Below are 25,202 nucleotides of genomic sequence, written 5' to 3'. Positions count from 1 at the left end.
CTAGTGCGGAAAGAGCAGCGCAATCACAATCGCCAGCGTCGGGACGCTGAATGCGGTGCTGGCGATAACCATGGACCCCACCCTTGCGGAATCCAGCCGGTAGTTGGCCGCGAACAGGATCCCGAAGAAGCCCGACGGAGCGGCCGCGAGCAGAATGGCCGTCTTAGCTGCATCCTGCGAGATCGGAAGGACGAGAATGACCGCAACAGCCAACAACGGGCGGACGATGTCCGAGGCCACCGTTGCAGCGCTGATCTTCCAATCCAGCCGAAACGATTGCGCCGACAAAATGGCTCCGGTGAGGAACAGGGCGACGCCGGCAGCCGAGCTTCCGATCAGGGCGAGGCTCGCATGAGCCAGCGCGTCGAGGCTCACATCCGACAATGAGAACACGATGCCGAGCGCGGGCGCGAGCACCACCGGCTTGGTGATCGCACGGCGGACTGCCGTCAAGATCTGCCGCGCCGCCATCTCTTCGCCACGAGCCTTGGCGGCACCCATTTCCGCGACGATCAGGGTCAATGGGCTGATGAGGATCGAGCCCGCCGCCAATGCAACGGCAACCGGCACGGTGCCGGTTGGACCCACGACTGAGGTCATGATCGGAAGACCCACCCCGGCGAGATTTGGGAAGCCAATCGTCAGCGCCTGCAAGGATGCCTCGGACTGGGAGAGCTTGGAGAGCCGACGGGCGGCGAAATACCAGGCAAGATAGAGCAGCAGCATCGTGACGCCGAGCACCAGGAAGAGCGAGGCCTGGTCGACCATATCACGGCGCGACGCTGACGCGGTCGCGGCGAACAGCGAGGCGGGCAGCGCAAAATCCATTACCAGCGCGTTGAGAGCGTCGACATGAAGATTGTCGACGACGTGAAGTTTGCCGGCGGCGTATCCCAGCAGCAGAACGAAGAAAACCGGCACGAGCGCCATCAGGATTGCATTGGACATCATCGGCATGGGCTTTCATGAGCATCGACAAAGAGCGTCATTGCAAGCAGATCGGCCGATCCACCAGGGCTGAGACGACGGGCGACGAAGCTGTCATGGATCGACTGCGCCCGCTTACGCCAGCCAGGCGCGCTGACGCCGCCAACGTCGATGAAGCGACGCGCCGCATCATGCGCAAAGCGAAGGCCGTCGAGCCCACCGCGATGCAGGAGGTTGGTGTCCTCCACAAAGGCGATCAGGGCAAAGCATGCCTCGACCCGGGCCGATTCCTTATCTTCCGGCACGGCACGCGTCGCTCTGCGCAGCGCCGGCAATCCGATCCGATAGACGCTGGGAAATCCCTTCGCGGCCTCGGTACACGCACCACCGGCGCGAAAGCGGCGCCGGGCCGCGCTGCCGTGGCTGTGCAACAGCACCGGACCGTCGATGATGCTCTCGCCCCACAGGCGCCTCACGACCTCACCAAGCGAAAGCTCAGCATCGACCAACCCGCCGGCCCTCGCACCGGCCGCCGCACACAGCAGGCCGAGTCCGAAGATCGCGCCGCGATGCGTGTTGACGCCTGAGGTCGCTGCAAACATCGCACGCTCGGCCTCAAGGCCGATGATCCGCAGCCGCCCCATGCCGCAACCACTCGCGCCCGCATCGGCCAGGCGCTGAAGATGGGGCTTGATGGCCGCGGCGCTGCGACGGAACGTGCCGGCATCCATATCAACGTGACTGCCATTGTCGATATGACTTACGAGTCCCGGCTTCGGCCATGTTTCCAGCTCCTCGACGAGGCAGCGGGCAGCGATGGCGCCGATCGCGGAAACATCGGGCCCGATGCGCGCCCGATGCTGAACCGACCTTTCGAAACCTCGTACAGCCGCGGTGATCATGATCCCCTCGCTCCCGAAACGAATCGATTCCTGTCGAGCAGGATCACGCTCTCGATGCTCTTCACCAGAAGCTCGCGCGCGCCGCCGTAGAGCTCACGCCAGTTCACGGCAGCACCATCGGCGCGCATCAGTTCACCATCGAGCCGCATCGGTGCTTCGATCTCGATCGCAGCCACATCGGCGACGAAGCGATTAATGTCGGTTTCATGGCGAAACTCGAACAGCACATCGAGGTCCGATCGGTCCGTCACATAGTCGAGCTCGGTTAACGATTGCCAGGCCAGGCTGCCAAAGACGCGCGCATCCACCGAGTGACGAAGCTCCAAGCGGTTGAGCCGATCGAGCGTGGGCCACCAATTCCGCGGCGCGTAGGCCCGCGCTTGCCGCAGCGACGGCGGCCTCGCGACCGAGACGACGTGGTGGATATCAGCCAGGAGGGAGATCCGCTTCTTACCGGCCGAAGGCGGCAAGGGCAGGCCCAGAGCAAGACCGGCGTCCTCGCCTGGCAGAGCGCGCCGCCTGATCGCCGGCCAGCCCATTTTGGACCAACGTGCGACCAACGCATCGGTTGCGAGATCGCCGCGCGCTTCCAGCATCGCGCGCCACCCCGCCGGGCTGACGAAGACGAGGTCATGACGACCCGGTGAAGGCTCACCGTGCTTGCAGGGCCAGGTCACGAACACGCTCCGCAATGTCAGCGGCCTTCAGCCGGCCACCACGCGCCTTACCAAGCGCATCCCGTTGGTCTCGCGCGGCCGGCATGTCGGCCAGCAGCGCCTCCAGCTGATCGGCGAGCGAGGAGTCATTGCTCCACGTCGTGTGAACCGCGCCCATCTGCACGAGATTGGACAGCCCCGGCGCGAACACCGGTGTGGACTTCGCCTTCTCCTCGAGCGCTTCCATCGACAGCTTGGTAACCTTCGCCATCGACGGCAGGTCCATCACTGCGGGGTGTGCGCCGGGCAATCCAACCAGCACGCGGGTTGCAAGTCCCGTCGCAAGCAGAGCGCCCGCCGCCGAGTGACCGTAGAGCAGGCCGATGGTCGGGCGGCCGTTGATGTCCGCGTGGATCAACACTTTCGCCAGATGCGCGAGGAATTCGTTCAGCCCGAGCAATTCGTCGCGCTTGCTCATGCGCTGGCTGTCGCTGTCGACGAGCACCAGGATCGGGCCAGAGGCCAGGCCGATCGACTCCAGGACATGGCCGGACAATCTGATCGCCTCGTCAACGCCCAGTGCGGTTCGATCCGCGACACCGAGGACGAGCATTTTGTCGCCGCGTCGCAGCGTCGCCGAGCCGAGCAGGACGCCTTTGTCGTTCCTGATCTCGTGGCCCTTGGGGAAGAGCGAGGCGAGAATGTCATCGAGCGTCACGGTTGGTCCTCCCGATCCTTTCGGCGAGCGTAATGAACTGATCGGACGGCAGCTCCGGAACCGTTTCAGCATGCGCGATGCCTTCCGCCGCCCATATGTCGACGGCATCCAGGCAGGCACCGTAGCGGCTTAGCCGGTCGGCAAGCCGCTCCTGCTCTGCCTTCAAGCTGTCGAGGCCGAAAGGTCCGATCAGACCCAGCAGCTCCAGCGCGGCCTCGCGGAAATCCTGCACGTTGTCATCGGCAAAGACGTCGGCGGCGCCGAGCAGTCGGCGATGCTTACCGCCCATGGTGCGCCAGACCAGCGCGCGGTCGCGGGAGTCGAACTCCTCGACGCCGCGATTGGTCTCGATGACCTCGGGGCCGGACACCGCAATGCGCCCGGGTTCAGACACGGCGAGCGCCGAGCAGCAGCCTGCGATCAACCCACCTCCGCCGTAGCATCCGGACCGGCCGCCGATCAGGCCAACCACCTTCACGCCGGCGCTGCGCGCCTCCATCACCGCCCGCATGATCTCGGCAATGGCGAGCTCGCCGGCATTGGCTTCCTGCAGCCGGACGCCGCCGGTGTCGAACAGGATCAGGACGGGGATCGATGCGATCTGGCGCGCCGCGCGGAGCAACCCGGTCAGCTTGGCGCCATGCACCTCGCCGAAGGCGCCGCCCATGAAACGTCCCTCCTGTGCGGCGACGAACACCGGCGAGCCATCCAGGCGGCCATGCCCGACGACGATGCCGTCGTCGAACTGCTCGGGCAGATCAAAAACCTTCAGATGCGGGCTGACCTCGCGCTGCTCCGGACCGATGAACTCGACGAAGCTGCCGGCGTCGAGCAGCAACTCCAACCGCGTGCGGGCCGAAGATTCGTAGAAGCTGGTGCTGCAGGCGCGCTCGGTCAGTGTGATGTCCTTGAATGGTGCCGTCATTGGCCGTTCTCCGTGATCGATCGCACCGCCTGCGCCAACCGAAGTGAGACCGTATCGGGGCGCGCGCCGCCGTCGTTGATCGAGAATCTCAGCCCGCCGGGCGAATAGCGGTCGACGAAATCGCCGATTACGGCGGTCCAGACCTCGCCGAAGCCGACCGCCGCGGTCCTGATCTCGATGGCGCATTCCGCATCCGGCAGGACGCGTTCCACCAGCACCTCCAGATTCCCCGAGGCGACAACGCCGACGATCGCGCTCTGCCTGGTGCCGCCGGCCCTGGTGCGAACGCTGTGCTCAAACCTAAGATCTTCCATGATCCGTCCTCACCAGTTCCTGAATTTCGACGGCGGCGTGTAGAGTCCGCCAGACCAGCGCACGAGGTCCTTGATCGAGCGCGCTGCGAGCAGGCTGCGATCCGCATCGAGCGGATTGATGCCGATATCCTCCGGGCGGCGGATCACCCCGCGTTCGCGCAAGTGCGCGACCATGCCGTGATCCCGCCGACGGCCGACATCGGTGTAGCCGGCAACGCCCCGGATGGCCTGCTCACGCTCCTGCGCGGTACGGCACAATAGGAGATTGGCTACGCCCTCCTCGGTGACGATGTGCGTGACGTCGTCGCCATAGATCATGATCGGCGCGAGCTCGAGCTCGAGCTTCTCCGCGAGCTCGATGGCATCGAGCTTCTCGACGAACAGCGGTACATTCTTGTCTCCGAACGTCTCGCCGATCTGAACGACCAGCTTGCGGCCGCGGCGCATCAGGGGAGAGCCGTCGGGATCGGACTCCGCCCCGGCCTTCAGCCAGGGCTCACTCGGATGACGCCGGCCGCGCGCATCCGCCCCCATGTTCGGTGCACCGCCGAACCCGGCGATGCGGGAGGTGGTGACGGTCGACGAATTTCCCTGCAGATCGATTTGCAAGGTGGAGCCGATGAACATGTCGCAGGCATAGAGCCCGGCGGTCTGGCAAAAGGCGCGGTTGGAGCGCAGCGAGCCGTCGGAGCCAGTGAAGTAGACGTCGGATCGGGCGCGGATGTAGTCGTCCATGCCGACCTCCGAGCCGAACGAGTGGATCTGCCGGACCCAGCCGGATTCGATCGCGGGAATGAGTGCGGGATGCGGGTTAAGAGCAAAATGGGTTGCGATCTTGCCTTTGAGACCGAGCCGCTCGCCGAAGGTCGGCAGCAGGAGCTCGATCGCGGCCGTACTGAAGCCGATGCCGTGATTGAGCCGCTGCACGCCATAGGGCGCATAGATACCCTTGATCGCAAGCATCGCGGTCAGGATCTGTCCCTCGGTGATCGCGGCCGGATCGCGCGTAAACAGCGGCTCGACGAAGAACGGCTTGTCGGACTTGACGACGAAGTGGACGCGATCCGCCGGGATGTCGACCCGCGGAACATGCTCGACGATCTCGTTGACCTGTGCGATCACGATGCCGTCCTTGAAGGCCGTTGCCTCCACCACGGTCGGCGTGTCCTCGGTGTTCGGACCGGTGTAGAGATTTCCGTCATGGTCGGCGCTGACGGCAGCGATCAGCGCGACGTGCGGCGTCAAGTCGATGAAGTAGCGTGCGAATAGTTCGAGATAGGTGTGGACTGCGCCCAGCTCGATCTTGCCGCCGAACAGCATGCGCGCGATGCGGGCCGATTGCGGCCCGGAATAGGCATAGTCCAGCCGCTTCGCGATGCCGCGGTCGAACAGATCCAGATGTTCTGGGAGAACGACGCCCGACTGCACCATGTGCAGATCGTTGACCCTGGAGAGATCGACCGCGAGCAGCGCACGACTGAGCAGATCGGCCTGCTTCTGGTTGTCGCCTTCCAGGCAGATCCGATCGCCCGGCCGAATCACAGCCTCGAGCAAGCGCGTGGCATTGCCTGCTTCTACGACTTTGCCGCGGGCAAGCACGGCTCCTGCAGCGATGCGAGCATCACGCCTAGCGCGGTTGTTCTGCCAGCTCGTCATGGCCTTTGCTCCTGGGCGCGTCTCACCGTCACGGTCCGGTCCGCTAATGGTGCTGATCGTCTCGATCAGGTTGATGGAACATTCCGGATGGGACAGTCAGGCCGGCGGGAGTGCTGCCTCTCCCGCCGACCCTCTGTTCACCGGCCGTGCGTTAGGACCGGCAAAATGCGGCGTCAGCGGGTGACCGGTTGATCGATGCTGCGCGCTGCGCGCGCGATGACAGCGGCCACTTCCTTGGGATGTGACTCGTAGACCGAGTGGCTCGCGCCCGGGATCACCGTGGTGTGGCTCTTGGCACGCTCGTAATACCAGCGCTCCAGATCGGGATTGATGATCTGGTCGTCGCCAGCAACGATGCCCCAGCTCGGCTTGGTCTTCCACGCAGCCGCCGTCAGTGGGGTGCTGAACACCTGTACCGCGGCCAGGACCTGAGAGCGTGCCACGAACTCGGCGCGCTCACGCGGCAGATCGGGCGCAAACAGTTTCGGGAATTGCACAGGATCGAGATAGGTGAACTTGTCCGGCGTGACCTTGATGACGCCTTCGGTCTTTCCAAGCACGCTCGGCGTCTTCTTGCCGAGCGCCGATTCATCCTCGCCGACGTCTGGGGCGTGCGCGGCGACGTAGACGAGGCCGGCTACTTTGGGATGGACGCCGGCCTCGGTGATGATCGAGCCGCCATAGCTGTGGCCGACGAGGAGTATCGGGCCATCCTGGAGATCGATAATCCGCTTCGCTGCCGTGACGTCGTCGGCGAACGACGTTTCCGGCTCCTGCACCATGGTCACGCGGAAGCCTTCCTTGCTCAGGATTTCGTAGACCGGCTTCCAGCCTGATGCATCGACCCAGGCGCCGTGGACCAGGACGATGTTCTTGACGGGTTCCGCACGCGCCGGGGCGATGCTCGCGAACAGGGAAAGGGCTGCAGCAAAGGCGAGACCTGCGTTGAGGTGTTTCATGTCGAGATCACTCCGGGTTGGAACGATGCGACAATAAGTTGGCCGCTTGCCTGCGTATTTCAGCAAACAACGACCCTTCCCACTTCGCACGCCGGGAATTATCGGCCGCAGCTCTGATCCAGCTTACGCTCCGGTTTCTCTGATGGCACGATCTCGTGCGCATGCAAAGCAGCCGACGTTCGCAAGCGAAAGACGGCGCGTATCGGTCCTGTCAGTCGAGACCACGTTCGCTATCACACGAGATGATCGACAATGACATCGAATTCACTCATCCGGATTTCAGCCGCCACTATAATCCTCCTGCAGGCGGCATCCCCGGCTCGTGCTGCGTCCTGCGAGGATTCGATCGGGCATGTCCAGGCACAGGCGGACGCCGCGATTGAGAAGAATGCCGGCGCACATGGCTGGAGCCCTGAGAGCCTTGACGCACTGCGCAGTCATCAGCCGACGCCGCGATCGGTGGCGCAGGCGGCAGGCGCGAGCGGAGTGCACCTTCGACTCGCGCTCGATGCCCTCGACCGCGCACGCGCCGCGAACCGTTCCAGCGACATCGCGACGTGCCGCCGGGAGCTGTCCGAGGCAAAGCGACTGCTTCGGAAGGGGCCCCAATGATCCCCGGGGCGGATGGCTTTCGATCGTGCGGCCAGACAGCGGGACGTGCATTCAGGGAATACCGGCACGCCAGCCGCTCCCTATCGTTCCGCACAAATGAAAGAACCCGGAGCAGCCCATGCGAGAACAGCTCTCATCGAACAGGTTCAGATGCCGCCGATTTGCATCGATGCATCTGGGTGTGGCGCTCGCAACTTGCCTGATATGGCTGATCCCGGCCGCGGCGAATGCGCAGATGACGCTGCCGACGACGTTGCCCCCTGTCGGCATGTCTGCAACCTCGCCGCTCAACCTGGGCGCCACGCGGCCTGAAGGCATTCCGCTGGGCTCAACCGAAATCGCCACGCCCGGCGTATCCCCGATCAATCCTTCGCAAGCAATGACGAACTGCTCCCAACCAGGGAATACCGGATCGTCGGGGGCCTTGTTTGACGGCGGCGGACTCTCCGGAATCCCGTCACTCGGCTGCCCCGACGGTACGACAACCCAATCCGCCTTGCCTCCCTCGACATCGACGGTCGGACGCGTCGGGATTCCGCTCGGATCCACCGAGCTCGGCGGCGCCGGAATCAGTCCGTCCCTGCCGGTGCCCGATCCTGCCTCCATGGGCAGCACGACTTCAGTCAGCGGTTCCGGCAATCCCTGAGATCGAGAAGGACCATCACCGTGAAACGGAACCTCACCATTGCACTGGTTGCTCTGGCCGCGATCCTGATAGGCGCAGGCCTCTGGTTCTACGGCACCGACCACAGGCCGGCCGTGGCGGCCGCGCCGGTGCCCGCTGCCGTGCCGGTCGTCGCAGCCACCGTCACCGGCAAGGACGTTCCGATTTACCTGCGCGGCATCGGCACCGTGATCGCGTACAACACCGACGTCGTGCGCAGTCAGATTCAGGGGCAGATCGTCAAGATCGCCTTCACCGAGGGGCAGACCGTCAAGGCCGGCGACCTGCTCGCGCAGATTGATCCGCGTCCCTACGAGGCACAGATCGAGCAGCTGACGGCCAACCGCGACAGGGATCAGGCGCAGCTCGTGAACGCCGAGGCCAATCTCTCACGCTACAATCAGCTCGGCGACAAGGGCTACGCGACCCCGCAATTGATCGAGACGCAGACGGCGCAGGTGGCGCAGCTCAAGGCCGCTGTCAAGGCCGACCAGGCGCAGATCGATCAGGCCAACGTCCAGCTCAGCTACACGCGCCTGACGTCGGCCATTCCCGGCATTACGGGCGTCCGCCAGATCGATGTCGGCAACGTGATCCATCCGACCGACCCCAATGGCCTCGTCGTCGTCACCCAGATCGAACCGATCTCGCTGCTGTTCACCCTGCCGCAGACCGACCTGCCCGTAATCCAGGAGCACGCTGCAAAGGGATCACTGAAGGTTATTGCCTACAGCCAGGACAACAAGATGAAGCTCGACGAGGGCACGCTGCTGCTGGTCAACAACGAGATCGCAGGAACGACCGGCACGGTCCAGCTCAAGGCGGTGTTCCCCAATCGTGAGCACCGGCTGTGGCCGGGCCAGCTGGTGAACGCGCGCCTGTTGCTCGAGATCCAGAAGGACGCGCTCACTGTCGCGGGCTCGGCCGTGCAGCAGGGACCGAACGGCAGCTATGTCTACGTCGTAACCAAGGACCAGACGGCCGCCTTACGCCCCGTTCACGTCGCGCAGATCAGCGATGGCCAGGCCCTGATCGACCAGGGTCTGAAGTCAGGTGACGTCGTCGTGGTCGACGGTCAGTATCGGTTGACGGAAGGCAGCCGCGTCCGCCAGCTGCATGGCAAGGCCGCGCAGGAAGCCGACCTGCAGAGCGCCGTGCAGGACGCGATCCCATGAATCTCTCCGCGCCTTTCATTCTGCGGCCGATTGCAACCGCGCTGCTGATGGCCGGCCTGCTGCTATGCGGCCTTGCGGCCTATCCGCTGCTGCCGGTCGGCGCGCTGCCGAACGTCAATTACCCGACGATCCAGATCTCGGCGCAGTTGCCCGGCGCCGATCCCGGCACCATCGCTTCGTCGCTCGCCACGCCGCTCGAGCAGCAGCTTAGCCAGATCCCGGGCATCACCCAGCTCACCTCGTCCAGTGCGCTCGGCGTGGCTCAGCTTACTGTGCAATTTGAGCTGTCGCGGACGGTGGACAGCGCGGCGGTGGACGTGTTGGCCGCGATCAACGCCGCGAGCCCCTTCCTGCCGCCGAACATCCCCTACCCGCCGACGATCAGGAAGGTGAATCCGGCGGAGACGCCGATCATGCTGATCGCGCTGACGTCGGACTCGCTGCCGCTGACCACGGTGGACGCCTACGCCGAAAATATCCTGCTGCCGAAGATTTCGCAGGTGCCCGGTGTCGGCCTCGTCGGCATCGGCGGTCAGCAGAAACCCGCGATCCGTGTTCGCGTCAATCCGCAGGCGCTCGCCGCCCGGGGCATCGGCCTCGAAGACGTCCGCAACGTCATCGCCGGCGCCAATGTCGACCTGCCGAAGGGCACGCTCAACAGCCCGCGCGTCACCTATACGCTGAACACAAACGATCAGCTGCTGAAGCCCTCCGCCTACGAAGACCTCATCATCGCGTATCGCAACGGCTCGCCGCTGCGGATCCGCGACATCGGCACGGCGATCGATGCACCCGAAAACGATCTTCTGGCCGGCTGGTACGGCAAGGAGCCCGCGATCATCCTCGCAGTCCAGCGCGTTCCCGGCGCCAATGTGATCGAGACCGTCGACTGGATCAAGAAGCTGCTGCCGCAGCTGCAGGCTTCCGTTCCGCCGGCGATCAAGGTGACGATTGCCGCCGATCGCACCGCCACCATTCGCGCCGCGGTTTCCGACGTTCAGTTCACGCTATTGCTGACGGTCGCCCTGGTGGTGATGGTCATATTCCTGTTCTTGCGGAATTTCTGGGCCACCGTCATCCCCGCGGTCACCGTTCCCCTGGCATTGGTCGGGACGTTCGCGGTCCTCTACGTGCTCGGCTACAGCCTCGACAACCTCTCGCTGATGGCCTTGTCGATCGCAGTCGGCTTCGTGGTCGACGACGCCGTGGTGGTCATCGAGAACATCGTCCGTCATCTCGAGCAGGGCATGACCCCGATGGAGGCGGCACTCAAGGGTTCCGCCGAGATCGGCTTCACGATTGTCTCCATCACCTTGTCGCTGATTGCGGTGTTCATCCCGCTGTTCCTGATGGGCGGCTATGTCGGCAAGCTGTTCCAGGAATTCGCCGTCACCATCACCGCCTCGCTGCTGCTGTCGCTGGTGATCTCGCTCACCCTGACGCCGATGATGTGTGCGCGCCTGCTGAAGGATGATACACGAAGGAAGCACGGCCGGATCTACCTGCTGTTCGAGCGCGCTTTCGATGCCCTGCTTGCACTCTACGCGCGGGGCTTGCGCGTGGTGCTGCGGCATCGCTTCGCAACGTTACTGGTCATGCTCTCGACCATCGCGTTGACCGGCTACCTCTATGTGATCATCCCGAAGGGATTCTTTCCGCAACAGGACACCGGGCAGATCGTGGGCATCACCGAGGCCGCCCAGGACATCTCCTTCCCCGCGATGTCCGAACGCCAGCGGGCGATCGTCGAAATCCTGTCGAAGGATCCGGCGATCCAGTCGGTGGCGAGCTATATCGGGCCGGGAGGTCCAACGGCGACGCTCAACCAGGGGCGCATCTTCATCGTGCTGAAGCCGAAGCCGGAACGCAAGGCAAGCGCCGACCAGATCATCGATCGGCTGCGCCCGCGGCTCGCCCATATCCAGGGCATCACGCTCTACATGCAGGCGGCGCAGGACATCACCATCGGCGCACGCCTTTCGAAGACGCAATATCAGTACACCCTGACGGATGCCGATTCCAACGAGCTTACCCACTGGTCGGCGATCTTCCTGGAGAAGCTGCGCGCGCTCGATCTCATCAGCGACGTCGCCAGCGACCAGGCCAACGCCGGCCCACGGCTGGAGGTCACCGTCAATCGCGAGGTCGCCTCCAGCTTCGGCATCCTGCCCACGACGATCGACAATGCGCTCGACGACGCCTTCGGCCAGCGCATCGTCTCCACCATGTTCACCTCGCTGAACCAGTACCATGTCGTGATGGAGGTCGATCCGCGCTTCCAGTACGGGCCCGAAGCACTCAAGGACATCTACCTGAACTCGGCCACCGGCCAGCAGGTCCCGCTCAGCACGTTGGTTCACGCCGTCATCAAGCCCGCGCCGATCCTGATCAATCACCAGAGCCTGTTTCCGTCGGTGACGATCTCGTTCAACCTGAAGCCAGGCGTCGCGCTGGGCGATGCGGTGACGGCGATCCAGAATATCGAGAAGGACACCGGAAAGCCCACCTCGCTATCGACCTCGTTCCAGGGCAACGCCCAGGCGTTCCAGTCCTCCCTGTCGGGCACGCCGCTGTTGATCGGCGCGGCGCTGATCGTGATCTACATCATCCTCGGCGTTCTCTATGAGAGCCTGATCCATCCGATCACGATCCTGTCGACGCTGCCTTCGGCCGGCATCGGCGCGCTATTGCTGCTGCTCGCGGTCCACATGGATCTCAGCGTCATCGCCATCATCGGCATCATCCTGCTGATCGGCATCGTCAAGAAGAACGGCATCATGCTGGTCGATTTCGCGCTCGAGGTGGAGCGCCAGCACGGGCTCAGCCCTGAAGAGGCGATCTACCAGGCATGCACGCTGCGCTTCCGCCCTATACTGATGACGACGATGGCGGCACTGCTCGGCGGCGTGCCGCTGATGATCGGCTCCGGCACCGGCGCGGAGCTGCGCCAGCCGCTCGGCTACACGATCGTCGGCGGTCTGATGCTGTCACAAATCCTGACGCTCTACACCACGCCCGTCGTCTATCTCTATCTCGACCGGCTCGGCAACTGGCTCACCGGACGCAAGCCGCGAGCAGCCAAGACATCCACCCCATCCGCGACCGAGGCAGAGACGGAATTGAGCCATGAATCCGCTTGAGAATGTGACGACCGGCATGATCGCCGAAAAACTGGTGACCGTCACGCCCGAGATGACAGTCGGCCATGTGGTGCCGGGCATGCCTGAAGTCTACGGCACACCGATGATGATCCTGCACATGGAAATGGCTGCCGGATCGGCGGTTCAGCCGTTCCTTCCCGCAGGTCATGTCAGCGTCGGGATGATGGTCGATATCCGCCATCTGGCCGCGACGCCGGTCGGCCGCACGGTGCGGGCGACGGCACGGGTCGTCGCGATCGACGCCAGAAGCGTCCTGTTCGAGGTCGAGGCCTGGGAGGGCGACCGCAAGATCGGCGATGGCCCCCACCGCCGTGGCGTCGTCAATGTCGCCGAGTTCGAGCAGCGATTCGGCGTCACGAGGCCAACCGCCGAGGTGACCCAGGATCGCATCCAGCAAGCCCGGTCGCAGTTTCGTGCGTTTTGACAAGACGCCTGCGAAAACGCAAAAGACCTCCCGTCCGCGGCGCGCTAGACCTTCCGCATGATGCTCGAACGCCTGGATGGCTCACCCCCCGTACAGCCCCAGCGATGGTGGCGGCGTTTGCTGCCGATCCGGACAATACAGGATCGGATTCTGCTGTGGGCTTGGGGTAGCCTTGTTCTGACGCTGCTGTCCTTTGCCTGTTCACTGCTTGGAGACAATTTCACGGCGATCGCTTTCGGTGCTTTTCTAGCCGCTTCGCTGACCCTCGTCGGCGCGATCATGGATATCACGGCCCTGAAGAAGACCAACGCCGAGCTGGAGCGGAGCGAGCAGCGCTACCGCCAGCTGTTCAGCCGCATGCCGATCGCATTCCGGCAGCTCGACGCCAGCAGACTCGTCGCACTGTTCCGAAAGCTGCGTGCCGAGGGCGTCAAGGACCTCGGCGCCTATTTCGACGGCCATCCCGAATTCCTTCGCACCTGCATGGATGCGCTCACGTTTCAGGAGGCCAACGAACGAGCCATCCAGATGTTCGGCGGAGGCGTCGAAAGCTTTGTAGGACGTTCCATGGCGGACACCTGGAGGGAACGGCCCGATACGTTCCGCCGGGCGATGGAGTCCCGCTACCGCGGCGAGACGAATTTCGAAGAAGAGACCAAGATGGTCACGTGGGACGGTCGAGTCGTCGACGTTCTCTTCACGACCGCGCGCGTCGGCCCTATCAATGATCTCGAAATAAGCCTGGTCGGCACGATCGACATCTCACAGCGTCTTCGCGCCCAGCAGAAGCTCCAGCAGGTACAGGCCGAGTTCGCACATGCCGCACGGGTCTCGATGCTGGGCGAGCTCACCGCATCGATCGCACACGAAGTCAATCAGCCTCTCGCAGCCATCGCCACCAATGGCGCCGCCGGGCTGCGATGGCTGAATAGGCCCACTCCCGATATCGTCGAGATCCGCAAGACCATCGAACACATCATCGTAGATGCGCAGCGGGCGGCGAACATCGTGGCGCGCGTTCGCGGAATAGCTTCCCGGAGGCCCCCGGAATGGGCATCCCTGTCATTCGACGAAATCATTCGCGAAGCGCTTCTCTTCCTCCGCCATGAACTCGAATCCCGCATGGTGACGATCGTGCACCGGCCCGCCCCGGGCGCGCCGCAGGTCCTCGGTGATCGCACGCAGCTCCAGCAGGTGATCGTCAATCTGGCCATCAACGCGATGCAGGCGATGACGCAGGCCGGATACGACGATCGCCGGATCGTTATCAGCACGGTCACGCCAGACCCGTCGACACTGTGCTGCTCCGTTGAGGACAACGGACCTGGTATTGCTGCCGAATATGTCGATCGGCTCTTCGACAGCTTCTTTACGACCAAGGAGACCGGAATGGGCATGGGACTGCCCATCTGCCGGTCGATCGTCGAAGCGCATGGAGGCCGGATCGGCGCGGAAGGCAATGGCGCGCACGGCGGAGCCCGTTTCTGGTTCACGCTGCCGGTCTCCGTCCGGGCAGACGCGCCGTGCTGCGATGTGTGACCGCGCGCCCGTCACTGGCTCTGGGCCGCAGCCGAGCGCACAAGGCGGATCGGAACGCCCTTGTATGACGGCGTGATGCTGAGGGGATCGCGGGCATAGAGCGGGACCAGCGGATTGGTCTCCGGATAGTATGCGGCGCAGCAGCCGGTCGGGAACGAATAGGCCACCACGCGGAAGTTGCGTACGATCCGCTCGGCTCCATCGGTCGATACGGTGATCAGGTCGACGCGGTCGCCGTCGACCAGTCCCCGCTTCTTCAGCTCATACTCGTTGAGGAAGACCACGTCGCGCTGGCCGAACACGCCGCGATAGCGGTCGGACATCGAGTAGAGCGTGGTGTTGTACTGGTCGTGGCTGCGTATGGTGGTGAGCCAGAGGAAATCGGCATCGCTCTGCGGGTCTTCCCCGCACCCCGGAAACACCAGGAAGCTCGCCTTGCCCGACGGCGTCGCCCATATCCGCTCGCGCGCCGTCGAGGTGAGGTGGAAGCCGCCCGGGACGCGAATACGGGCATTGTAACCCTGGAAAATCGGGAACACCGCCTCGATCGCATCGCGGATTCGGTCGTAATCCGCAACGAATCCGTCCCAATCGACCACTGTGCGCTCGCCCAGCGTCGCCTTGGCGACGCCGGCAATGATCGCGACCTCGCTGCGCAGGTGCTCCGACGCAGGCTTGTTGCGGCCGCCGGATGCATGCACCATCGACATCGAGTCCTCCACCGTGATCGACTGCGGCCCTGACGTCTGGATATCGATCTCGGTGCGTCCGAGGCATGGCAGGATCAGGGCGGCGCGGCCATGGATCAGGTGGCTGCGGTTGAGCTTGGTCGAGACGTGGACGGTGAGATCGAGCTTGCCGAGTGCCGCCTGGGTCGCCTGCCAATCCGGAATGGCCGCGGCAAAATTGCCGCCCATCGCGAAGAAGGCTTTTACCTCGCCGCGGATCATGGCCTCCAGCGCGGTCACGACGTTATGTCCCGGCGCGGACGGCGGCTTGAAGCCGAAGCGTTGCTCCAGGCGCTCGAGAAAGTCTGGCTTGGGAACCTCGGTGATCCCGACGGTGCGATCGCCCTGCACGTTGGAATGACCTCGAACCGGGCAGACGCCGGCGCCTTCGCGCCCGACATTGCCGCGCAGCAGCGCGAGATTGGCGATCTGCTGCACGTTGTGCGCGCCGCGCCAGTGCTGGGTGATGCCCATGCCGTAGACGATGATGGCGCGCTCTGCCTTCATATAGGCGCCGGCGGCGTATTCCATGTCCTCGCGCGTCAGGCCGGACTGACGTTCGATGTCGGGCCATTGCGTACGCTTGAGGTCGTCGATCAGCGCTTCAACACCGACGGTATGACCGCGAATGAAATCCCAGTCCAGGATCTCCCGTTGCTCGGCGGCGCGGGCGGCCTCGTCCGCCTCGACCAGGATCTTCATGATCCCTTTGAGGACAGCGACGTCGCCGCCGACCCGCACCTGGAAGAGCTTCGAGCTGATCGTCGTCGAGCTCAGCGTGATCATCTCGACCGGGCTCTGCGGCGCCTGGAATCGCTCCAGCGCACGTTCGCGGAACGGATTGAACGAGATGATCGATGCGCCCCGACGCGCCGCATTGCGCAGGCTGGTCATCATGCGAGGGCTGTTGGTGCCCGGATTCTGGCCGAAAATGAAGATGCAATCGGCCTTGTCGAAATCCTCCAGCAGCACGGTGCCTTTGCCGACCCCGAGCGAGTACGGCAGGCCGACGCTGGTCGCCTCGTGGCACATGTTCGAGCAGTCGGGGAAATTGTTGGTGCCGTATTCGCGCACGAAGAGCTGATAGAGGAAGGCCGCCTCGTTCGAGGTCCGCCCCGAGGTGTAGAACTCCGCCATGTTCGGATCCGGCAGCGCCTTTAGCTCACGTCCGATCATGTCGAACGCATCGCTCCATTCCACCGGAAGATAGCGGTCGGATGCGGCATCATAGGCCATCGGATGGGTGAGCCGCCCGACCATCTCGAGATCGTAATCATTCCAGCTTGCGAGCTCGGTGACCGTATGCGCGGCGAAGAATTCAGGCGTGCAGCGCTTGGTGGTGGCCTCCCAGGCGACCGCCTTGCCGCCGTTCTCACAGAATTCGAACGACGAGGTGTGCTTCGGATCGGGCCATGCGCAGCCGGGACAATCAAAGCCCTGCGGCTGATTCATCCTGCTCAGCGTAGCCGCGCCCTTTAGCGGCACACGCTGGACCAGAAGCGCCTCGCTGAGGGCCTTGAGTGCGCCCCAGCCGCCGGCTGGTTCACGGTAGGGACGAACCGATTTCGTGGTCATCTCGATCTCTCTCGATCTTGCGCTTCTTTCGGCCAGTTAAGGATCGCGCGGGCAGAGCCGTCTTTTCAAAATGAAGCCGAATTTCTCAATTGCACACGCTCGAACCCGGACGGCTGGTCGCAGCGGCCAGTGCAATCCGGCAAAAAGAGCGCCGTTCCCGGAAGCTGAAACGGCACGCGGAAATTATGTTGAGCGGTTGAAGCCCCGTCGTGACAGAGGGCTTTCGACATATTTTCAGGAGCGACCCAACATGTTTTCACGACGTGATTTGCTGGCCATGTCCGCGGCAGGCGCCGCCATGGTCAGCACAGGTGCGCAGGCCGCAAGCTTCGGCAATCCGGACGAGCCACCGCAAGGTGCCGTAAACGCCACGAGTCCGGGAAGCCTGACCGATCCCGGTCCGCAGAATCCCGCGCTGGCCAGGCAATTCCCATCGGTGCAGAGCCCGCCCGCGACCGATGTCGGCGGGCTGCCGATGGATTGGGCCTCCTTCAATAATGCGCCGAAGCGCATCCAGAATGGCGGCTGGGCCCGTCAGGTCACCGTTGCGGATTTCGCCATCTCCAAGGAGATATCCGGCGTCAACATGCGGCTGTCCGCCGGCGGCATCCGCGAGCTGCATTGGCATCAGGCCGCCGAATGGGCAATCATGACCTACGGTACCTGCCGCATCACGGTGCTCGACACCCAGGGACGCCCCTATGTCGCCGACGTCAAAGCCGGCGACCTCTGGTATTTCCCATCAGGCGCGCCGCATTCGCTGCAGGGACTGGGCCCCGACGGCTGCGAATTCGTGATCTGCTTCGATGACGGCCATGCCAATGAGTTCAACACGCTGCTGGTGACGGATTGGCTCGCGCATACCCCGCCCGAGGTCCTGGCGAAGAACTTCGGCGTCCCGGCCGAGGCCTTCGCGAAAATCCCACTGCACAATCTCTGGATCTTCCAGGGGACGGTGCCTGGCGATCTCGCCGCCGATCGCGCCGCAATCGCCAAGCATGCGGAGGCGCCGCCCTACCCCTTCATCCATTCGCTCGGCAGCTCGACCCCCGTCAAGGAGAGCTCGGCCGGCAGCATCCGCGTTGCCGACAGCAGCAACTTCAAGGTGGCCACCACCGTCGCCGCGGCCCTGGTGACGATGCCACCGGGAGCGGTCCGCGAAATGCACTGGCATCCGAACGCCGACGAGTGGCAGTACTACATCAAGGGCAAGGCGCGGATGACGGTGTTCGACACGGGTCCGAACGCGTTGACGACGGAGTTCTCGGCCGGCGGCATTGGCTATGTCCGGCGCAATCTCGGCCATTATGTCGAGAATGTCGGCGACACCGAGCTGCAGTTCGTCGGCGTGTTCCGTGCGCCGCGCTACGAGGAGGTCTCGCTCTCCAATTGGCTGACGCACACGCCGCCCAAGCTCGTCGCCCAGCATTTCAACATCGACGAGAAGCTGATCGCACGATGGCCGGACAACAGTCCTGGCGTCATGCCGAAGTCCTGAAGGAAGCCGTTCAACGCAAGTCCTCAACGAGAAAGGCGCCGGAAACGGCGCCTTTCTTGTTATCCGCTGTAACTCGCGGCAAATTCGAGCCGCGCCGCCGTCAGTAGTGATCGACCGCCGGGGCAGACTTGCCTCGAAAGACACGATAGCCGACCACGATATAGAGCAGCATCAGCGGAAAGACGAACAGACCGGCGCCCCAGAACAGGAACGCCAGACTTGCATGAGGCGCCGCAGCCTCGTCGATCGTCACGACGAACGGGATCATATAGGGCCAGAAAGACAGGGCGAGCGTGCCGAACGCCGCCGCGAAGATCAGCGCGACCATGTGGAATGGCCAGTAATCGTCGTGGCGCAGGACACTCGTGGCGAGCACTGCAGCGGCACCGGCACCAACGAGCGGAAACAGGAACAGATAGGGCCGGTCGATCCAGCGCTGCAGGATCGGAAGATGTTCGGCAAGCGCATAGGCGAAGACGACGATCAGGAACATCAGGACGCCGATCGCCAACGGCGGGATCTGGCGCCGAGCGGCGTCCTGAACGGGACCATCGCACTTCCTCACCAGCCAGCAGGCGCCGAGCAGCGAGTATCCGAAGCAGAGTCCAATCCCGCACAGGCTAGAAAAGACGGTGAGCCAGCGGAACGTCCCGCCGACGTATTGGCCGTTGGAGAATTGAAGTCCTTCGACGAGAGCGCCCACCATCGCGCCCTGCATGAAGCTGGCGGCAAACGAGCCCGCGACGAAGCTGACATCCCAAATCCAGCGCGAGCGGCGCGCCTTGCCGCGAAACTCGAACGCTACGCCGCGCAGGATCAATCCGAGCAGCATCACGATGACCGGGATATAGAAAGCTGACATCACCGTGGCGTATGCCAGCGGAAACGCGCCCCACATGATCACGCCGGCGACGACCAGCCAGGTTTCGTTGCCATCCCAGACCGGAGCGATCGTGCGCAGCATCACCTCCCGCTTCGCCTCGCCGCCTGCGAGGCTGAACAGCATTCCGACCCCGAGGTCGAAGCCGTCCAGAAGGAGATAGATCAGGATGCTGATGGCGAGAAGCGCAACCCAGAACGTTACCATGGCTATTCTCCCGCCTCGACGATTGCCGACTTGTCGGCGAGCGACATCGGCCGATTGGGCACGGGAACGTGCAGCGGCTTGCCGCCGAATCCTGACGGGCCGGCGCGCAACAGCCGATAGATGTAATAGGTTCCGAACGAGAAGATGAAGGCGTAGATCGCGACGAAGAGGATCAGCGAAGCCGTCGCGGCCGACGCGGTCAGGAACGGCGTTACGGCGTCCGCCGTGCGGAGCACGCCATAGACCGTCCATGGCTGGCGGCCGACCTCCGCGGTGTACCAGCCGGTGAGGATCGCGATCCACGGCAATGGAAAGCTGAGGAAGATGCCCCACAGCAAGAGCCGGCTGCGCTCGAGTCGATGCTTGAGCCCGAGCCAGGTCCCGAGCCAGGCAAGCCCCAACATCGCGAAGCCGCAGCCGACCATGATGCGGAAGGCGAAGAACGGGATTGCCACCGGCGGGCGGTCCTGCGGCCCGAAACTGCTCAGGCCGACCTCCTTCGAGCTCAGGCTCATGCTTGCGATGATGCTGCCGAGCACCGGAATCGAAATGGCATATCTGTTCGACTCGGTGCTCGAATCCGGGATCGCGATCAGCACCTCCGAGGCCGGCTGCTCGTCATGCCAGCGCGCTTCGATCGCGGCGAACTTGGCCGGCTGGTAATCGTGAACGTAGTCGCCGACGAGATGCCCGATGAACAGCTGGACTGGAAGCAATACGGCCGCGAGCGCGAGGCCCATGCGCAGCATCACATGCGCCTCGGGCCGGTAGGTCCGCCGCAGCACGTACCACGCGCCGGTCGCCGCCACGCAGAACGCGCCCGTCAGATAAGAGGCGAGCAGCATGTGCGGAAACCTAACCCAGACCACACGGTTGAAGATGATCTGCGCCCAATCGTCAGGCACGAACTGGCCGTTTTGCAGGACATAGCCGGTCGGCACCTGCATCCAGCTGTTGTTGACCATGATCCAGAACGCCGACAGCGTGGTTCCGAGCGCGACCATCGCGGTCGAGAACAGATAGAACCAGGGCGGCACCCGAGGCCGTCCAAAGATGAGGATACCGAAGAAACCCGCCTCCAGCATGAAGGCGGTGAACGTCTCGTAGGCCAGCAGCGGGCCCTGGATCGGCCCAGACATCTTCGAGAGCACGCTCCAGTTCGTTCCGAACTGGAACGCCATGACAACGCCCGATACGACGCCCATGCCGAAGGCGAGGCCGAAGATCTTGAGCCAGAACTCGAATAGCGTCCGGTACACCTGCCTGCCAGTGTACTGATGCATGGCTTCGAGCACGGTGAGCCAGGCCGCAAGCCCGATCGTGAACGCCGGGAAAATGATGTGGAACGAGATGGTGAAAGCAAACTGCAGCCGGGACAGGAGAAGCGCCGTCGGATCCATTGGCAAGCCTCCGCTCATGCCCGTACAGCGCTCGCCGGCGCGGGCGCGGCCGGCGGCGGGATGTTGTCGATTCTGAGCACCTCCGCAGTCGCGGCACGAATCTGGCGGCAGAAATCCGCGTCCTCGATCAGTGACACGCCATAAGACGGGATGATCTCCCTCAGCTTCGGCAGCCAGGCGCTTGCCGTCAGCTCGCCCGCGAAGCATTTCTCCAGCACGCTGATGGCGATGAAGGCTGCCGTGGAGGCGCCCGGCGAGGCGCCGAGCAAGGCGACCAGCGAATGATCGTCCGCGCCGACGAGCTCGGTGCCGAATTCGAGCAGCCCGCCGCGCGTGACGTCGGGCTTGATGATCTGGACGCGCTGGCCGGCCACCTGCAACCTCCAGTCCTTCGGGTCTGCCTTCGGAAAATATTCGTCGAGCGCCGCCAGACGGTGGCTCTCGGATTGCAGCACCTGCCCGACCAAGTACTCGGTCAGATCGAAATTGTCGCGCGCCACCGAAAGCAGCGGCTTGACGTTCGCGGGACGGACCGACTCGAAGAGGTCGAGCAGCGAGCCGTGCTTGAGGAACTTGCTCGAGAAGCCGGCATAGGGACCGAACAGCAACGAGCGCTGACCGCCGATCACGCGGGTGTCGAGATGCGGCACCGACATCGGGGGTGAGCCGACGGCCGCCTTGCCGTAGACCTTGGCATGGTGACGCCGGTTGATCTCCGGATCGTCACAGCGCAGCCAGATCCCGCTGACCGGGAAACCGCCATAGCCGCGCCCCTCCGGAATTCCGGACTTCTCGAGCAACGGCAAGGCGCCGCCGCCGGCGCCGATAAAGACGAACTTCGCGCGCACCGATCGCGTCTCGCCACTGTCGGTGTCGCGCACCTCGATTCGCCAGCGACCATCCTGCTCGCGAACGAGATCGGTGACGCAGCTCTTGTAGTGCACGGCGCAGCCCGGATGGCTGACGAGATGACGGACCAGAAGATGGGTCAGTGACCCGTAATCGACGTCGGTCCCTGTGATAATGCGCGTTGCCGCCACAGGATCGCCGCCGGTGCGCCCCTCCATCACCAGCGGCGTCCACTCGGCGATCTTCGACGGATCTTCACTATATTCCATGCCCACATAGCAGTGATGAGCGGCCATCGCCTCGAACCGCTTCCTGAGGAAGGCGACGTTGTCGACCCCGTGCACGAAGCTCATGTGTGGGACGGGATGAATGAAGGATCTGGGATCGGCGATCGCACCGCGCCCGACGAGATAGGACCAGAACTGCCGCGACAGGTCGAACTCGACATTGACCTGGAGCGCCTTCGAGATATCGACGCTGCCGTCAGGCTGCTCCGGCGTGTAGTTCATCTCGCAATTGGCCGCATGCCCGGTGCCCGCATTGTTCCATGCGTCCGAGCTTTCGAGCGCGCAATCCTCCAGGACCTCGAGTATCTGGATCGAGAGCGAGGGCTCCAGCTCCTTGAGAAGAACACCAAGGGTCGCGCTCATGATGCCTGCGCCAATGAGGACGACGTCGGCGTGGTGGTCGGAATTTCCCTGCATGGCATCCCTCTTCGTTCAGTTGGAGGTCGATGTTGTGCTCTGGATGGCCGATCAGGCCCGCGCCGGCTGCCGCGCCTTGGCACGGAACGGCACTTCGGCTCCCGGCCGCAGCACTACGTAGGTGCGGCGCCAGGACGAATCGTCCGTCAGCTTCCAGCTATGCCCCGAGCCTGCGGTGTCCTCAGCCAGCAGGACATTGCCGGGATGAATGAGGAAGTGATGTCCGTCACGTGTCTGAAAATCGAGCGTTCCACTCAACGTGATCACGAGTTGCCGGATCGGCGCCGTGTGCCAGGCGAACGCGCCACCCGCTTCCGTCTCCTGGAAGGAGACACTGACGGCATCGATCTTACCGGTCAGGAAGTCGCCGCGCTCGCCGGGCTCCAGCTCGATGAAGCCCTCCTCGAAATGCGAGTTGTTGTCCGGCCCGGTCCATAGACGTACACAGCGGATCATTGCTTCTCTCCTTTCAGCCGGCCTTTGCGCCGATTGCATGCGGCATCATGGCTCGGCAACATAGGGTCTGACCATCTTGGCGGGATCCACGATGCGGTCGAATTCCGGCTCGCTCACGAAGCCGAGCTTCAACGCCGCCGATTTCAGCGTGAGATCGTTCTCCATCGCGTAATGCGCGATATGCGACGCCTTGTCGTAGCCGATCACCGGCGCCAGCGCTGTCACCAGCATCAAAGATCTCTCGACATACTCCTCGATCTTCTTGCGGTTCGGCTCCGTGCCTTCGACCAGAAAAGTGCGGAAGTTCGTGCAACCATCGGCAAGGATCGTGACGGACTGCGCGATGTTGTGGATGATCAATGGCTTGTAGACATTCATTTCGAGGTAGCCGCCGGCTCCGCCAAAACCGACGGCGACATCGTTCGCCATCACCTGCACGGCGATCATCGTCAACGCTTCTGCCTGGGTCGGGTTGACCTTGCCCGGCATGATCGACGAACCTGGCTCGTTCTCGGGGATCAGCAATTCGGCAAAGCCCGCGCGCGGTCCGCAGGACATCAGCCGGATGTCGTTCGCGATCTTGTAGAGCGAGCCGGCCAGCGTCCGCAGCGTGCCGGACAGCTGTACCAGCGCATCGTGCGCGCCCTGCACGGCGAATTTGTTGGGGGCGCTGACGAACGGCAGGCCGGTCAGCCGCGCGATCTCCGCCGCGATGGCCTCCGCGAAATCGGGCGCCGCGTTGATCCCGGTGCCGACCGCCGTGCCGCCGAGCGCGAGCCGGAAGACGCCCTTGAGTGCATCATCGATGCGGGTCAGATCGTCCGCGAGCATGCCGGCGTAACCAGACCACTCCTGCCCAAGTGTCAGCGGGGTCGCATCCTGCATGTGGGTGCGGCCGATCTTGACGACGTCGTCCCACTTGTCCGATTTATCGGCGATCGCGTCGTGCAGCGCCTTGACTGCCGGCACGAGTCGCTGGGTCACGCTAGTCGCCGCCGCGATGTACATGGCCGACGGGAAGCTGTCGTTCGACGACTGCGACATGTTGACGTGATCATTCGGATGAACCGGATGCTTGCTGCCGAGCGGCGTTCCCGCGAGCTGACAGCACCGATTGGAGATCACCTCGTTTACGTTCATGTTGAACTGCGTTCCGCTGCCGGTCATCCAGACGTGGAGCGGAAACATGTCGCGGTGCTGGCCGGCCAGAATCTCGTCGCAGACCTGGACGATCAGATCGTGAAGCCTGCCATCGAGGCGGCCACCGGCGCAGTTCGTGGTCGCAGCCGCTCTCTTCAGTATCGCATAGGACTGGATCATCTCGCGCGGCATGAGGTCCTTGCCGATGCTGAAATGTTCGAGCGAACGTTGCGTCTGCGCGCCCCAGAGCTTGTCCGCGGGAACGGACACTTCACCGAGGCTGTCTGTCTCTTTGCGGAGGTCGTTCATACCTGGTTCTCGTGGCGGTTGATCTCGGAAATTACCATCCCGGTCCGTGTAGATGATACGTTGCGCCCGGCAAGCCCGCTTTCGCGAACGAACGCCCCTTTGCCGATGTGGCATGGCATAAGGGTACACCGGGAAGGAACCGCTCAGCCGGGACTGCGGCCGGATCGGCTCCGCAAGCATAGCACCAGAGCGCAGGCCGACAATGCTGTCGGCACCGCAAGACTGGCCGCCCCGAGCCGCGTCGTCGCATAGCCGCCGGTGGCCGCGCCGCAAAGGAATATCAGGCAGAGTACGAGCATGGCCGCGCCGCCACGCAAGGCATCGCGATCGGACGCCGACACGAATTGATCGATTGCGCGCAACATGTTGCCCGTCACGGTGACGGAGAGATAGCTCCAGTGCTCGACCCGCCTGAAGCTGGCCGACTGCAGCGCGATACCGAAGGAGATTCCGAAGATGGCGATCGGATCAGGGATCCGATGCAACAATAACATCGCTGCCGCGAGGCAGACGATATGTCCAATGAGACAGCGCAACGGCGCCTGGATGCGGATCGCCACCCAGGCGCCGAGAACAAAGCCGACGATCGGCAACAGATGGTGCGCCGCTTGCTGCCATTGCCCGGACAGCGCATCAATGCCAAGGAAAACGACGTTCCCGGTCTGCGAGCTCGCGAACACACCACCGAGCGAGAGCCAGGTGAAGGCATCGAGAAAGCCGCCCGAGAACGTTAGCAAAGCCGCAACGAGGAGCGATCGTTCCGGAGCATAAGCGACGGCGCGCAGCTCGGCCGAGGCGTCCGGAGATGCGGCTTGCATCACCAT

Annotated in this window: 21 protein-coding genes; 6 read left to right on the top strand and 15 right to left on the bottom strand. The window is 63.7% G+C overall.

Annotated elements, in window-relative coordinates; genetic code table 11:
* From ABIG06_RS26480 to ABIG06_RS26445, 8 genes are all read right to left on the bottom strand, one after another.
* Window positions 1–951 carry an AEC family transporter gene (locus ABIG06_RS26480; protein WP_370140911.1) on the bottom strand — a complete coding sequence of 317 codons (951 nt, stop codon included), beginning with the start codon at window positions 949–951 and terminating at the stop codon, window positions 1–3.
* The gene (gene mdcB / locus ABIG06_RS26475) at window positions 948–1,829 is read right to left on the bottom strand and encodes a triphosphoribosyl-dephospho-CoA synthase MdcB (RefSeq protein WP_124158525.1); all 882 of its coding nucleotides are present in this window, start codon (window positions 1,827–1,829) and stop codon (window positions 948–950) included. Before mdcB ends, ABIG06_RS26480 begins: the two co-directional genes overlap by 4 nt.
* Window positions 1,826–2,506 (bottom strand): malonate decarboxylase holo-[acyl-carrier-protein] synthase, encoded by a 681-nt coding sequence (mdcG, locus tag ABIG06_RS26470; protein WP_370140910.1) that lies wholly within the window; start codon window positions 2,504–2,506, stop codon window positions 1,826–1,828. The genes mdcB and mdcG overlap by 4 nt, the downstream gene beginning before the upstream one ends.
* Window positions 2,481–3,203, bottom strand: coding sequence for a biotin-independent malonate decarboxylase subunit gamma (mdcE, locus tag ABIG06_RS26465; RefSeq protein WP_124158523.1), 723 nt, complete (start codon window positions 3,201–3,203; stop codon window positions 2,481–2,483). The genes mdcG and mdcE overlap by 26 nt, the downstream gene beginning before the upstream one ends.
* Window positions 3,190–4,128, bottom strand: coding sequence for a biotin-independent malonate decarboxylase subunit beta (locus tag ABIG06_RS26460; protein WP_370139190.1), 939 nt, complete (start codon window positions 4,126–4,128; stop codon window positions 3,190–3,192). The genes mdcE and ABIG06_RS26460 overlap by 14 nt, the downstream gene beginning before the upstream one ends.
* The gene (gene mdcC, locus ABIG06_RS26455) at window positions 4,125–4,442 is read right to left on the bottom strand and encodes a malonate decarboxylase acyl carrier protein (RefSeq protein ID WP_124158522.1); all 318 of its coding nucleotides are present in this window, start codon (window positions 4,440–4,442) and stop codon (window positions 4,125–4,127) included. The genes ABIG06_RS26460 and mdcC overlap by 4 nt, the downstream gene beginning before the upstream one ends.
* 9 nt (window positions 4,443–4,451) lie before the next feature.
* A complete protein-coding gene (gene mdcA, locus ABIG06_RS26450) occupies window positions 4,452–6,098 on the bottom strand; it encodes a malonate decarboxylase subunit alpha (RefSeq protein ID WP_124158521.1) in 1,647 nt (548 codons plus the stop codon).
* Between the two features lie 173 nt (window positions 6,099–6,271).
* On the bottom strand, window positions 6,272–7,057 hold the full coding sequence (locus ABIG06_RS26445; RefSeq protein WP_124158520.1) for an alpha/beta hydrolase: 786 nt from the start codon (window positions 7,055–7,057) through the stop codon (window positions 6,272–6,274).
* A 781-nt stretch (window positions 7,058–7,838) separates the two neighbouring features.
* Between ABIG06_RS26445 and ABIG06_RS26440 the strand changes: the two genes are divergently transcribed.
* The 5 genes from ABIG06_RS26440 to ABIG06_RS26420 are packed head-to-tail and all read left to right on the top strand — an operon-like array spanning window position 7,839 to window position 14,632.
* Window positions 7,839–8,315, top strand: coding sequence for a hypothetical protein (locus ABIG06_RS26440; RefSeq protein WP_424578417.1), 477 nt, complete (start codon window positions 7,839–7,841; stop codon window positions 8,313–8,315).
* A gap of 20 nt (window positions 8,316–8,335) precedes the next feature.
* Window positions 8,336–9,508, top strand: a complete 1,173-nt coding sequence (locus ABIG06_RS26435; RefSeq protein ID WP_370139187.1) for an efflux RND transporter periplasmic adaptor subunit — start codon at window positions 8,336–8,338, stop codon at window positions 9,506–9,508.
* A complete protein-coding gene (locus tag ABIG06_RS26430) occupies window positions 9,505–12,648 on the top strand; it encodes an efflux RND transporter permease subunit (protein WP_424578416.1) in 3,144 nt (1,047 codons plus the stop codon). Before ABIG06_RS26435 ends, ABIG06_RS26430 begins: the two co-directional genes overlap by 4 nt.
* A complete protein-coding gene (locus ABIG06_RS26425) occupies window positions 12,635–13,093 on the top strand; it encodes a thioesterase family protein (RefSeq protein ID WP_370139185.1) in 459 nt (152 codons plus the stop codon). Before ABIG06_RS26430 ends, ABIG06_RS26425 begins: the two co-directional genes overlap by 14 nt.
* 57 nt (window positions 13,094–13,150) lie before the next feature.
* Entirely contained in the window at window positions 13,151–14,632 is a 1,482-nt protein-coding gene (locus ABIG06_RS26420; protein ID WP_370139184.1) for a sensor histidine kinase, read from the top strand.
* Window positions 14,633–14,643: 11 nt separating this feature from the next.
* On the opposite strand, the gene ABIG06_RS26415 is transcribed toward ABIG06_RS26420, so the two are convergent.
* On the bottom strand, window positions 14,644–16,935 hold the full coding sequence (locus ABIG06_RS26415; protein WP_370139183.1) for an FdhF/YdeP family oxidoreductase: 2,292 nt from the start codon (window positions 16,933–16,935) through the stop codon (window positions 14,644–14,646).
* Window positions 16,936–17,185: 250 nt separating this feature from the next.
* Between ABIG06_RS26415 and ABIG06_RS26410 the strand changes: the two genes are divergently transcribed.
* Window positions 17,186–18,433: an oxalate decarboxylase family bicupin gene (locus tag ABIG06_RS26410; protein WP_370139182.1), complete on the top strand. Its 1,248-nt coding sequence runs from the start codon at window positions 17,186–17,188 to the stop codon at window positions 18,431–18,433.
* Between the two features lie 100 nt (window positions 18,434–18,533).
* Here the strand turns inward: ABIG06_RS26410 and cydB are convergent, their stop codons facing one another.
* The 6 genes from cydB to ABIG06_RS26380 all read right to left on the bottom strand — a co-directional run bounded on the left by cydB (window position 18,534) and on the right by ABIG06_RS26380 (window position 25,196).
* Window positions 18,534–19,520, bottom strand: a complete 987-nt coding sequence (gene cydB, locus ABIG06_RS26405; protein ID WP_370139180.1) for a cytochrome d ubiquinol oxidase subunit II — start codon at window positions 19,518–19,520, stop codon at window positions 18,534–18,536.
* 2 nt (window positions 19,521–19,522) lie between these two features.
* On the bottom strand, window positions 19,523–20,920 hold the full coding sequence (locus ABIG06_RS26400) for a cytochrome ubiquinol oxidase subunit I (protein WP_370139179.1): 1,398 nt from the start codon (window positions 20,918–20,920) through the stop codon (window positions 19,523–19,525).
* Between the two features lie 14 nt (window positions 20,921–20,934).
* Entirely contained in the window at window positions 20,935–22,473 is a 1,539-nt protein-coding gene (gene mqo / locus ABIG06_RS26395) for a malate dehydrogenase (quinone) (protein WP_370139178.1), read from the bottom strand.
* Window positions 22,474–22,524: 51 nt separating this feature from the next.
* Window positions 22,525–22,929 carry a hypothetical protein gene (locus ABIG06_RS26390; RefSeq protein ID WP_370139177.1) on the bottom strand — a complete coding sequence of 135 codons (405 nt, stop codon included), beginning with the start codon at window positions 22,927–22,929 and terminating at the stop codon, window positions 22,525–22,527.
* Between the two features lie 45 nt (window positions 22,930–22,974).
* Window positions 22,975–24,378: a class II fumarate hydratase gene (fumC, locus tag ABIG06_RS26385; protein ID WP_370139176.1), complete on the bottom strand. Its 1,404-nt coding sequence runs from the start codon at window positions 24,376–24,378 to the stop codon at window positions 22,975–22,977.
* Between the two features lie 143 nt (window positions 24,379–24,521).
* Entirely contained in the window at window positions 24,522–25,196 is a 675-nt protein-coding gene (locus tag ABIG06_RS26380) for a YoaK family protein (RefSeq protein WP_370139175.1), read from the bottom strand.
* Window positions 25,197–25,202 lie beyond the last annotated feature (6 nt).

Origin of the sequence: Bradyrhizobium sp. USDA 326 (genome assembly GCF_049739485.1) — a bacterium.
GTDB lineage: Bacteria > Pseudomonadota > Alphaproteobacteria > Rhizobiales > Xanthobacteraceae > Bradyrhizobium.
The sequence above is the reverse complement of the archived record's forward strand: the minus strand, read 5'-3'. Positions and strand labels throughout refer to the sequence as shown.